At 69.5% G+C, this 11,877-nt stretch carries 9 protein-coding genes; 4 read left to right on the plus strand and 5 right to left on the minus strand.

Annotated features, from left to right (window positions below):
- The first annotated feature begins 28 nt into the window (after positions 1-28).
- Together rarD and ACWEOH_RS12810 are read left to right on the plus strand one after the other, a co-directional pair.
- The gene (gene rarD / locus ACWEOH_RS12805; protein WP_452031432.1) at positions 29-985 is read left to right on the plus strand and encodes an EamA family transporter RarD; all 957 of its coding nucleotides are present in this window, start codon (positions 29-31) and stop codon (positions 983-985) included.
- A gap of 242 nt (positions 986-1,227) precedes the next feature.
- Positions 1,228-2,520: an ABC transporter substrate-binding protein gene (locus ACWEOH_RS12810; RefSeq protein WP_452031434.1), complete on the plus strand. Its 1,293-nt coding sequence runs from the start codon at positions 1,228-1,230 to the stop codon at positions 2,518-2,520.
- A gap of 565 nt (positions 2,521-3,085) precedes the next feature.
- Here the strand turns inward: ACWEOH_RS12810 and ACWEOH_RS12815 are convergent.
- Genes ACWEOH_RS12815 through ACWEOH_RS12830 form a run of 4 tightly spaced genes read right to left on the minus strand, consistent with a single transcriptional unit; the run spans position 3,086 to position 6,961 of the window.
- Complete coding sequence (locus tag ACWEOH_RS12815) at positions 3,086-3,856, minus strand: ABC transporter ATP-binding protein (RefSeq protein WP_452031436.1); 771 nt, start codon at positions 3,854-3,856, stop codon at positions 3,086-3,088.
- Positions 3,843-4,757 (minus strand): ABC transporter ATP-binding protein, encoded by a 915-nt coding sequence (locus ACWEOH_RS12820; protein WP_452031438.1) that lies wholly within the window; start codon positions 4,755-4,757, stop codon positions 3,843-3,845. Before ACWEOH_RS12820 ends, ACWEOH_RS12815 begins: the two co-directional genes overlap by 14 nt.
- Positions 4,747-5,727, minus strand: coding sequence for a branched-chain amino acid ABC transporter permease (locus ACWEOH_RS12825; protein ID WP_452031935.1), 981 nt, complete (start codon positions 5,725-5,727; stop codon positions 4,747-4,749). Before ACWEOH_RS12825 ends, ACWEOH_RS12820 begins: the two co-directional genes overlap by 11 nt.
- Before the next feature lie 13 nt (positions 5,728-5,740).
- Positions 5,741-6,961 carry an ABC transporter permease subunit gene (locus ACWEOH_RS12830; RefSeq protein ID WP_452031440.1) on the minus strand — a complete coding sequence of 407 codons (1,221 nt, stop codon included), beginning with the start codon at positions 6,959-6,961 and terminating at the stop codon, positions 5,741-5,743.
- Positions 6,962-7,300: 339 nt separating this feature from the next.
- Between ACWEOH_RS12830 and guaB the strand changes: the two genes are divergently transcribed.
- The gene (gene guaB / locus ACWEOH_RS12835; protein WP_148733857.1) at positions 7,301-8,803 is read left to right on the plus strand and encodes an IMP dehydrogenase; all 1,503 of its coding nucleotides are present in this window, start codon (positions 7,301-7,303) and stop codon (positions 8,801-8,803) included.
- A gap of 3 nt (positions 8,804-8,806) precedes the next feature.
- On the opposite strand, the gene ACWEOH_RS12840 is transcribed toward guaB, so the two are convergent.
- Positions 8,807-9,958, minus strand: a complete 1,152-nt coding sequence (locus ACWEOH_RS12840; RefSeq protein WP_452031442.1) for a MalY/PatB family protein — start codon at positions 9,956-9,958, stop codon at positions 8,807-8,809.
- Positions 9,959-10,072: 114 nt separating this feature from the next.
- Between ACWEOH_RS12840 and ACWEOH_RS12845 the strand changes: the two genes are divergently transcribed.
- Positions 10,073-11,773 (plus strand): ABC-F family ATP-binding cassette domain-containing protein, encoded by a 1,701-nt coding sequence (locus ACWEOH_RS12845; RefSeq protein WP_452031444.1) that lies wholly within the window; start codon positions 10,073-10,075, stop codon positions 11,771-11,773.
- The last annotated feature ends 104 nt before the right edge of the window (positions 11,774-11,877 follow it).

Raw genomic sequence — 11,877 nt, forward strand, 5'->3', positions numbered from 1 at the left:
GGGGGGAGTGCCGGCGTAGTCTGAGCGGGTGTCATCCCGCTCCGAGACCGAGACCCCAGCACCGCCCGCGCACCACGCCTCGGTGAGCCGGTCGGGGCTCGCGTTCGCGATCGCGGCTTACGGCCTCTGGGGCTTCCTCCCCGTCTACTTCATCGCGCTCGAGCCGGCCGGTCCGATCGAGATCGTCGGATGGCGCGTGCTGCTCTCGCTCGTCTTCTGCGTGCTGCTCATCACGGTGACGCGCGCCTGGCGCCCGTTCATGGCGCTCGTGCGCGATCGGCGGGTGCTGTTCACGATGGGGCTCGCGGGCGTGCTCATCTTCGTGAATTGGTCGACGTACGTCTATGCGACGCTCACGAACCAGGTCGTCGAGGCGGCGCTCGGCTACTTCATCAACCCGATCGTCACGGTGTTCCTCGGCGTGCTCGTGCTCCGCGAGCGCCTGAACGTCACCCAGTGGATCGCCGTGGGCATCTCGATCGTGGCGGTCGTCGTGCTCGCCGTCGGCTACGGACAGCTGCCGTGGATCGCGCTGGTGCTCGCGTTCTCGTTCGGCTTCTACGGGCTCATCAAGAAGCGGGTCGGACCGAAGGTCGACGCAGTCTCGGGGCTGACGCTCGAGACGGCATGGCTCGCGCCGCTGGCAGTGGCGCAGCTCGTGTTCGTCGCCATGACGAGCGGGCTCACGATGGGCACGGTCAGCCCGTGGCACACGGTGCTGCTGCTCATGGCCGGCGTGGTGACGGCCATCCCGCTGCTGCTCTTCGCCGCGGCCTCGCGGCGCCTCCCGCTCATCTTCATGGGCTTCATCCAGTACTTCGCGCCCTTCATCCAGTTCCTCGTCGGGGTGTTCGTCCTGCAGGAGCCCATGCCGCCCGAGCGATGGATCGGGTTCGCCCTCGTCTGGCTCGCCCTCCTGGTGCTCACGTTCGACCTCGTGCGCGGCGCGCGGTCGGCGCGACGCGCTCCGGTGGAGCCGATCTAGGGGTTCGTCGTGGCGTCGGGGCCCGCGTCCGGGGGTCACGCGCGATCCGCGCGTCGGAAGCCTCCGACACGACGATTCCGTGCGTGCTCGCGCAGGAAGGTGTCGGCAAGGTAACGATTCCGAGGGTGTTACACGGTTGTGACCGGGTTCACTTGTTTCCTCCAGAGGCGGGCAATACTGTCAAAACCACGGCGTCTCCAGACGCTGCTTTGTGTACCAGTCCTTCAGTCCCAAGGAGCAACATGAGCGTATTCGCGAAGGCCACGGCCTCGCGCTCGGCTCGCGCAGCGTGGACGGGGGTCGCCATCGCCGGCGTCAGTGCCCTCCTCCTCACCGCGTGCAGCACGGGTGCCCCGGCCCCCGCCGAATCGGAAGAACCGACCGAGGCGGCCGGCGACGCCCTGCCCATCGAGGCCGGCGAACGCGACCTGACCCTCAAGGTCGGCACGATCCTCCCGCAGAGTGGAACGCTCGCATTCCTCGGCCCGCCCGAGGAGGCCGGTGTCGCGCTCGCGGCGCAGGAGATCAACGACGCCGACCTCGGCATCAACGTCGAGGTCGTCTACCGCGACTCGGGTGACACCACCACCGACATCGCCACCGTCTCGGTGACCGACCTCCTCTCGCAGGACGTCTCGGCCATCATCGGTGCCGCGTCGTCCGGTGTGTCGTTCACCGTGATCGACCAGATCACCGCCGCGGGCGTCGTGCAGTTCTCGCCGGCGAACACGTCGCCCGACTTCACCGACTACGAGGACAACGGCCTGTACTTCCGTACCGCGCCGTCCGACCTCCTCCAGGGTGAGGTGCTCGGCAACCTGATGGCCGAGGACGGCGCTTCGACGCTGGGCCTGCTCGTCCTGAACGACCCCTACGGCACGGGCCTCGCGGCCGCGACCAAGGAGTCCTTCGAGGCGGCGGGCGGCGAGGTCGTCGCCGAGGAGCTCTTCAACACGGGCGACTCGAACTTCGACGCGCAGCTCGCGGCCATCAACGCCGCGAACCCCGACGCCGTGGCGCTCATCACCTTCGATGAGTCCAAGGTCGTCATTCCGGCGCTCGTCGGTTCGGGTTACCCGGGCGACCAGCTCTACCTGGTCGACGGCAACCTGTTCGACTACAGCGCGGACTTCGCGCCCGGCCTGATCGCCGGCGCCAAGGGCACGCTGCCCGGCCCGAAGCTCGAAGACGACTTCCGTGACCGCATGCTCGGCATCAACGCCGACCTGCAGGACTACAGCTACGGACCCGAGTCGTACGACGCGCTGATGCTCATCGCCCTCGCGGCGTACGCGGCGAACAGCACCGAGGGTGCCGACATCGCCGAGTACCTGCGCCAGGTGTCGGGCGGCACCGGCGACGGCGAGGCGGTCTCCTCCTTCGCCGACGCTGCGGCGCTCCTCGCCGAGGGCCAGCAGATCGACTTCGACGGTGCGTCGGGTCCGATCACGCTCGACGAGAACGGTGACCCGACCGAGGCGACCATCGGAATCTACGAGTTCGGCGACGACAACACGTACTCGCGCATCAACTAGTACGCGTCGCCTGGAAGGGCCCCGGCTCCGGCCGGGGCCCTTTCGCGTGCCCGGGCGCTCTGGTCGTACTGCCGACCGCGGGGCTGGCCGTGTGGGCTCGGCGCGGCTCAGGCGATCGGCCGGGATATCAGGCCGCATTCGGCGATCCGGCCCTGAGCCGCGGCCGATCGCCGAAATCCGGGTCCGGTGGCGTCGACCGGCACAGCTCCGGTGGACGCGTCGGCAGGAGGTCCAGCCCCCATCGGACGCGTCGGGCCCAAGCGCCGCCCTCGGGCGGGGCAGCCGCGGTCGAGGCGTCCGTCGGATGCGCTCAAGCCCGTCCACCACGCGCTGCTTTCGCGACGCGGGGCGGATGCCGCGGATCCACGTGCCACATTCGGGCAAGCCGGAGCGGCATCCGTCGGACGCTGCGCTCACCGCCCCCTGCGGACGCGCGCGCCGTCCACCGGGCCGCAGGAGGCGGCCGCTGCGGCATCCGGGACCACGGCCCGCCCCTTTTCGCGCGCTGGACACGCGAAGAGGGGCGGATGCCGCGGCATCAGCCCCTCTTCGGGATCGATCGGGTCTACTCGTCCTGGCCGAGCGTGCCCAGGTACAGGCCGATGACCTTCGGGTCGTTCAGCAGGTCGCGACCGGTGCCCGTGTAGGCGTCGTGGCCCTGGTCGAGCACGTAGCCGCGGTCGCAGATCTGCAGGCAGCGGCGGGCGTTCTGCTCCACCATGATGGTCGTGACGCCGGCCCGGTTGATCTCCTTGACTCGCAGGAACGCCTCGTCCTGGCGCACCGGCGACAGGCCCGCGCTGGGCTCGTCGAGCAGCAGCACGTGCGGGCCCATCATGAGCGCGCGGGACATGGCGACCATCTGGCGCTCGCCGCCCGACAGCGATCCGGCCCGCTGGCCGAGGCGCTTGCCGAGCTCGGGGAAGATCTCGGTCACGAACGCGAGGCGTTCCTTGAGGCCCTTGGGCTTCTGGAACATCCCCATCTCGAGGTTCTCCTGGATCGTCAGCGAGGGGAAGACGTTGTTCGTCTGCGGGACGAAGCCGACTCCCTTCGCGACGAGCTTGTTCGCCTTGAGGTTGGTGATCTCCTCGCCCTGCAGCCGGATCGCGCCGTCGCGCACCTTCACGAGGCCGAAGATCGACTTCAGCAGCGTGGACTTGCCCGCGCCGTTCGGACCGATGATCCCGATGAGCTCGCCCTGCCTCGCGATGAGGGAGCACGAGTTGAGGATGTTCACGCCGGGGAGGTACCCCGCCGTGACGTTGTCGACCTCGACGACCGCGTCGGCCACTGGGTCGAGCACCGCGCCGGCAGCGGGTTCACTGTTCGTCATCGATGAGCTCCTTCATGGCCTCGACGTGCTCGGTGTCGGTGGCACCGAGGTCGGTGTCGTGGTGGGCGCCGAGGTAGGCGTCGATCACGGCCTGGTCCTGCATCACGGTGTGGGGGTCGCCCTCGGCCACGATCTTGCCCTCAGCCATCACGATCACCCAGTCGGCGATGTGACGCACCATGTGCATGTCGTGCTCGACGAAGAGCACCGTCATGCCCTGCGTCTTCAGGTCGAGGATGTGGTCGAGCAGCGACTGGGTGAGCGCCGGGTTGACGCCCGCCATCGGCTCGTCGAGCATCACGAGGGTCGGGTCGCTCATGAGCGCCCGCGCCATCTCGAGGAGCTTGCGCTGTCCGCCGGAGAGGCTCGCCGCGTAGTCCTCCTGCTTGGTGTCGAGCTTGAACCGGGTGAGCAGCTCGACCGCCTTGGAATGGATCTCGTCTTCCTGCTTGCGCCAGATGAACGGCAGCACCGAGCGGAACAGGTTCTCGCCGGTCTGGCCCTTCGCACCGAGCTTCATGTTGTCCATGACGGTGAGCAGGCCCAGTGCCTTCGTGAGCTGGAACGTGCGGATGAGGCCCATGCGCGCCACGCGGTAGGCGGGCACGTGTGCGAGCGACCGGCCGTCGAACTCCCACTTGCCCTCGTCGGGCTTGTCGAAGCCCGTGAGCAGGTTGAAGAACGTGGTCTTGCCGGCGCCGTTCGGACCGATGAGGGCCGTGATGGCCCCCCGCGGGATCTCGACGTGCTCGACGTCGACGGCGGTGAGGCCGCCGAAGGTGCGCTTCACGCCGTCGGCGATGAGGATCGGGTCGACCTTCTGGACGCCCGGTGCGGCGTCGCCGACGTGGAGTCCGGTGGACTTCACCGGCTTGGACGTGGGAGTGGTGTCACTTGACAAAGGCCAGCTCCTTCTTGTTTCCGAAGATGCCCTGAGGCCTGAACACGACGATCAGCATGATCGCCACGCCGACGAGGATGAACCGGAGCTGGCCGGCCTGCACCTGCGTCATGAACGGGAACCAGCCCGCCTCCACCGCACGGGCGACGAAGCCCGAGAAGAAGGAGAGCAGCACCCAGAAGATCATCGAGCCGATGATCGGCCCGAGGATCGTGGCGGCCCCGCCGAGGAGCAGGATCGCGTAGATGAAGAACGTGAGCGACGTCTGGTAGTTCGCCGGCACGACCGCGCGCGGCATGATGAAGATCATGCCGGCGAGGGTGCCGTACACACCACCGAGGATGAGGCTCTGCATCTTGTAGGAGTACACGTTCTTGCCGAGTGCGCGCACGGCGTCCTCGTCCTCGCGGATGCCCTTGATCACGCGGCCCCACGGGCTGCGCATGATCAGCCAGGTGAGCAGCGCGAAGATCACGACCAGCGTCCAGCCGACGATGCGGATCCACCAGTCGTACGCGTTGTACGTGAACGGTCCGAAGCCGTAGGTGCCCGGCGGGATGGGGTTGAGGGCGGCGAAGCCGTCCTTGTAGCCCTGGAGGCCGCTGGCGGAGCCCGTGATGGCGTCGAACGTGTTCGTGGTGAAGATGAGCCGCAGGATCTCCGCCGCCGCGATCGTCACGATCGCGAGGTAGTCGGCCCGTAGGCGCAGCGTCGGGATACCGAGGATCAGGGCGAAGATCACGGACGCTCCGATACCCACGAGCACGGCCGCCCACACGGGGAATCCGAACGTGAGGATGGAGATCGCGTACCCGTATGCGCCGAGGGCCATGAAGCCCGCCTGACCGAAGTTCAGGAGGCCCGTGTATCCGAAGTGGATCGCCAGGCCGAGGGCGGCCAGGGCGTAGGCGGCGGTGGTGGGGCTGATGAGCTCCTGCGCCGCGTTGGAGAGGATCTGAATCCAGTCGATCATTGTCGGCTCCTTATCCGATTCTCTCGCGGCGACCGAGGATGCCCTGCGGTCGGAACAGCAGCACGAGGATCAAGACGACCAGTGCGCCCACGTACTTCATGTCTGAAGGGATCCAGAGCGTCGACAGCTCGATGAAGAGGCCGACGATGAGGGAGCCGACGAGCGCCCCGTACGCGGTGCCCAGGCCGCCGAGGGTGACCGCGGCGAAGATGAGCAGGAGGATCTGGAAGCCCATGTCCCAGCTCACGCCTGGGCGGAAGTACGCCCAGAGGATGCCCGAGAGGCCGGCCAGCGCACCGCCCGCGATCCACACGATGCGGATGACCCGGTCGACGTCGATGCCGCTCGCCGCGGCGAGGCTGGCGTTGTCGGAGACCGCGCGAGTCGCCTTGCCGATGCGGGTGCGCTGCAGGAAGAACGCGAAGGCGAGGAGCACCACGATCGAGGTGGCCATGCTCGCGACGTCGATCCACGAGAGCGTGATCGGCCCGAGACGGATGTCCGAGGGGGCGGATGCGCCTGGCAGCTGCCGGGTCGACCCGCCGTAGAAGAACTGGAAGGTGTACCGGAGGGCGAGTGAGAGGCCGATGCTCACGATCATGAGCGGGATCAAAGCGACCCCGCGCCGTCTGAGCGGTTTCCAGATCGTGGCGTCGAGCGTGTAGCCGAGGCCGGCGCTGAGCACGATGGCGATGCCGATGGCGAGCCAGATCGGCAATGCCAGGTCGACGCCGAAGGTCAGCACCATCAACGCGCCGAACGTCACCATCTCCGCGTGCGCGAAGTTGGAGAGGCCCGTCGTGCCGAAGATCAGCGAGAGACCGATCGCCGCGAGCGCGAGGAGGAGGCCGAAGTTCAGGCCGTTGACCACGCGGATGAGCACCTGGGCGCCGATGTCCGTCGTGGTCCTCGTGCCTTCACCGAGGAAGAAGTTCACCGCCTTGCGGTTGGTGAGGCCGAACTCGGCGGTCACCGTGGACTGGCCGTCCTGGACGACGACGCCCTCGGGAAGGGTGTCCTCGTTCAGCGTGAGCTCGTACTCGGCCTTCTCGGGCACGCCGAGGGTCCAACGGCCATCGGCGTCGGTCTCGGTCGAGGCTTCGAAGCCGCCGCCCTCGACCGTGATCTCGACGCCCTCGAGGGGCTCGTCGTCGAACGTGACGTTCCCGACGAAGAAGTTCTCGAACTCTTCCTCGGAATTCGGGCTGGGCGTACTCCCATCCTCCGCCATCGCAGGGGACGCTGCGATGCCGGACAGAGTGAGTGCGGACAACAGAATTCCGAGGAGGATGAGCCACCTCCCGCGAGACCGTCTGGCGACTGTTTGCGTGGGTTCCACTGCACCTCCTGGGGTCCCGGGGGCTGTTGGCCGTCCGGGTCCGGTCTTTCCTGCCGACAACGTCGTCTGACAGTACGTGCCGATTATGTCCCATGTGTTTCGCACACAGTCACAATGGCCCTCGATTGTTATCCGGGGAATGCCCGCCGCGCAAACTCGCTTAAGATTGATGCATCCCGGGAGCTCCACCACTCACGGGTGCGCCATGACTCGGAGAGACGAAGGGGAGACATGGATCAGGCAGATCCGTTCGGATTCACAGGGCTGACCTACGACGACGTCCTGCTGCTGCCAGGTCACACCGACGTGATCCCGAGCGAGGCCGACACGACCTCGCGGCTGACACGACGCATCGACGTCGCGACGCCCCTGCTGTCCGCCGCGATGGACACCGTCACCGAGGCGCGCATGGCGATCGCCATGGCCCGCCAGGGCGGCATCGGCATCCTGCACCGCAACCTCTCCATCCAGGAGCAGGCCGACATGGTCGACCGGGTGAAGCGCAGCGAGTCGGGCATGGTCTCCAATCCGGTGACCACCACTCCCGACGCCACGGTCGCCGAGGTCGACCACCTGTGCGCCACCTATCGCGTGAGCGGCCTGCCGGTCGTCGACGGCGAGGGCGTGCTCGTCGGCATCATCACCAACCGCGACATGCGATTCGTCTCCGACTTCGAGAAGCCGAGCACCTACGTGCGCGACGTCATGACCAAGGCGCCGCTCATCACGGGCCGCGTGGGCATGGACCCCGACGAGGCGATCGCGATCTTCGCGCAGCACAAGGTCGAGAAGCTGCCGCTCGTCGACGGCGCCGGACGCTTGACCGGCCTCATCACCGTCAAGGACTTCGACAAGTCCGAGCAGTACCCGAACGCAACGAAGGACGCCGAGGGCCGCCTGCGCGTCGGCGCGGCCATGGGCTTCTTCGGCGACGCGTGGGAGCGCGCAGAGGCGCTGCGCGACGCGGGCGTCGACGTGCTCGTGGTCGACACGGCCAACGGAGAGAGCGCCGGCGTGCTCGACATCATCCGCCGCCTGAAGGCCGACCCGTCCTTCGCCCACATCGACGTGATCGGCGGCAACGTCGCGACGCGCGAGGGCGCCCAGGCGCTCGTCGACGCGGGCGCCGACGCCGTGAAGGTCGGCGTCGGACCCGGCTCGATCTGCACCACGCGCATCGTCGCGGGCGTGGGCGTGCCCCAGATCACCGCCGTGTACGAGGCGTCGAAGGCCACGAAGCCGGCGGGCGTCCCGCTCATCGCCGACGGCGGCCTGCAGTACTCTGGCGACATCGCGAAGGCGCTCGTCGCCGGCGCCGACACCGTCATGCTGGGCTCGCTCCTCGCGGGCACCGCCGAGAGCCCCGGCGAGCTCGTCTTCCAGAACGGCAAGCAGTTCAAGGCCTACCGCGGCATGGGTTCGCTCGGCGCGCTGCAGACCCGCGGCAAGAAGACGTCGTACTCGAAGGACCGCTACTTCCAGGCGGATGTCCCGTCGGACGACAAGCTCATCCCCGAGGGCATCGAGGGCCAGGTGCCGTTCCGCGGTCCCGTCTCGGCCGTCGCGTACCAGCTCGTCGGCGGGCTGCGCCAGTCGATGTTCTACGTGGGCGCGCGCGACATCGCCGAGCTGAAGACGAAGGGCCGGTTCGTGCGCATCACGCCCGCCGGCCTGAAGGAGTCCCACCCGCACGACGTGCAGTTCATCGTCGAGGCGCCGAACTACACCAGGTAGGCGTCAGCGCGCCTCGGCCAGCCGCGTCACCGCCTCCGCCAGCACCTCCGGCGTGCACGCGAAGTTGAGGCGTGCGTGGCCGCGGCCGACGGTTGCCCCGAAGGCGGGTCCGCCCGTGAGCGCCACCTTCGCGTGCTCGAGCGCGTGCGGTGCGGGGTCGTCGCCCCAGCCCAGCGCGGACAGGTCGAGCCAGGCGAGGTACGTGGCCTCCGGCATCCGATAGCGCACGTCGGGAAGTTCGTCGGCGAGGAGGTCGGCGAGCAGGCGGCGGTTGTCGTCGAGGCTCGCGAGCACGCCGTCGAGCCAGTGGCCGCCCTCGCGGAAGGCCGCGATCGTCGCAATGGCGCCGAACTGGCTCATGCGCCACGAGACCTCCTCGGGCATCCGGGTGCGCACGGCGTCGCCGCGTTCGCTCGCCGTGACGATGAGCGCCGCCTTCAGCCCCGCGATGTTGAACGCCTTGGTGGCACCGGTGACGGCGACGCCGTGCTCGCGCGCGGCATCCGACACCGTGAGGAACGGCGTGTACGGCGTCGTCGGCTGCGCGAGCGCGCCGTGCACCTCGTCCGACACGATCGTCACGCCGAACCGCGCGGCGAGCTCGGCCAGGGCGGCGAGCTCCGCCGATGCGGGGTTGATGCCGATCGGGTTGTGCGGGTTGCAGAGGACCATCGCGCGGGCGCCCGCCGCGAACGCCGCCTCGAGGCCGTCGAGGTCGAGGGACCAGCCCTCGTCGATGCCGCCGCGCATGGGCACCTCGACGACGGTGGCGCCCGCCTCGGCGACGAGGGCGTAGAACGGCGGGTAGACCGGCGGCGTGAGCACGACGCCGTCGCCCCGCTCGGTGACCTGGCGCAGCACCTCGACGATGCCCATGCTCACGTCGGCCGTGCACGTGATGCGGGCCGGATCGACGTCCCAGTCGAGGCGCGCGGCCGCGAAGCCCTGGAACGCCTCGGCGACCTGGCGCCCGCCCGACGCGTAGCCGGTGTCGGAGCGGTCGATCGCGGCGTGCAGCGCGTGCGCGATGGGCTCGGCCAGCGGGTAGTCCATCTCGGCGACGGGCAGCGGCAGCACGTCGGGCGGGAACGTGCGCCACTTGACGCTGGTCCGGCTGCGGAGGACGTCGAGGGGCTCTGCGGCGACGCGTTGCATGCGTCCAGCTTGCCCCACGACGGCACGGTGGCGTCGGATGCCGCTGACCGGTAGTCTGATCGGCTGCCCTCCGGGCGGCGCGGCTCACGCCGCGAACGGATCGGACATTCACCCATGGGCTTCATCGACGTCAACGGCGTCTCCTTCTCGCTCCCCGACGGGCGGCCGCTGCTCGCCGACCTCGCATTCCGCGTGACCGAGGGGCGCACGACCGCGGTCATCGGCGCGAACGGCGCCGGCAAGTCGACCCTCCTGCGGATCATCCGCGGCGACCTGCGATCCGACGAGGGGAGCGTGCAGGTCGACGGCGGGCTCGGCGTGATGGACCAGTTCGTGGGCACCGGACGGACCGTGCCGGGCGCCGCGCCGACCGTGGCGGGACTGCTCGTGTCGGTGGCGCCGGAGCGCGTCCGCGACGCGGCGCTCGAGCTCGAGGCATCCGAGGACGCCCTCATCGAACGCGACGACACCGAGACGCAGATGCGCTACGCGTCGGCGCTCGCCGAGTACGCGGAGGCCGGCGGCTACGAGCAGGAGGTCGTGTGGGACCACTGCACGATGGCCGCGCTGGGCATCCCGTTCGAGCGGGCGAAGTGGCGCGAGCTCGCAACGCTGTCGGGCGGCGAGCAGAAGCGGCTCGCGCTCGAGGCGCTGCTGCGCGGGCCCGAGCAGGTGCTCCTGCTCGACGAGCCCGACAACTCGCTCGACGTTCCCGGCAAGCGCTGGCTCGAGGCGCAGCTGCGCGCGACCCCGAAGACCGTGCTGCTCGTGTCCCACGACCGCGAACTGCTCGCGCGCGCCGCCGACCGCATCGTGACGCTCGAGCTCGGCGAGGCGGGCAACACCGCGTGGGTGCACGGCGGCAGCTTCGAGGGCTACCACGAGGCGCGCGAGGAGCGCTTCGCGCGGCTCGACGAGCTGCGCCGGCGCTGGGACGAGCAGCACGTCGCGCTGAAGACGCTCGTCGCGACCCTCAAGGTGAAGGCGACGTACAACGACGGCATGGCGTCGCGCTACCAGGCGGCGGTCACGCGCCTGCGCAAGTTCGAGGAGGCCGGGCCGCCCGAGGAGCGGCCGCCGGCGCGCGCGGTGTCGATGCGGCTGCGCGGCTCCCGCACGGGCAAGCGCGCGGTCGTGTGCGAGCGCCTCGAGCTGAGCGGGCTCATGAGGCCGTTCGACCTTGAGGTCTGGTACGGCGACCGCGTCGCCGTGCTCGGCTCGAACGGGTCGGGCAAGTCGCACTTCCTGCGGCTGCTCGCCGGCGGCGGCACCGAGCCCGACCGCACGCTCGGCCACGTGACGACGGTCGGCGAGACGCTGGCGCGCGTCCCGCACGAGGGCCGCGCCGTGCTCGGCGCCCGGGTGGTGCCGGGGTGGTTCGCACAGAACCACGAGCATCCCGAGTTCCACGGCCGCACGCTGCTCGACATCCTGCATCGCGGCGACGCGAACCGCGAGGGCATGGCCCGCGAGGCGGCGAGCTCGGCACTCGACCGGTACGGGCTCGCGGCCGCAGCGCAGCAGCGGTTCGAGTCGCTCTCGGGCGGGCAGCAGGCGCGGCTGCAGATCCTGCTGCTCGAGCTCTCGGGCGCCACGCTGCTCCTGCTCGACGAGCCGACCGACAACCTCGACCTCGTCTCGGCGGAGGCGCTCGAGGACGCGCTGTCGCGGTTCGACGGCACGGTGCTCGCGGTCACGCACGACCGGTGGTTCACGCGAAGCTTCGACCGGTTCCTGGTCTTCCGGTCCGACGGCGAGGTCGTCGAGTCGGATGCCCCGGTGTGGGACGAGGCGCGGGTGGTGCGGGCGCGGTAGCGGCGTCGTGCAGCGTCGCGTGGCGTCATCGTTCGGCGTCGCGTGGCGGCATCGTGCGGCGTCGCGTGGCGGCATCCGTGTGCCCTGAGGGGACCCTTCGGTAG

The sequence above is a fragment of the Agromyces sp. NPDC004153 genome (assembly GCF_053603635.1).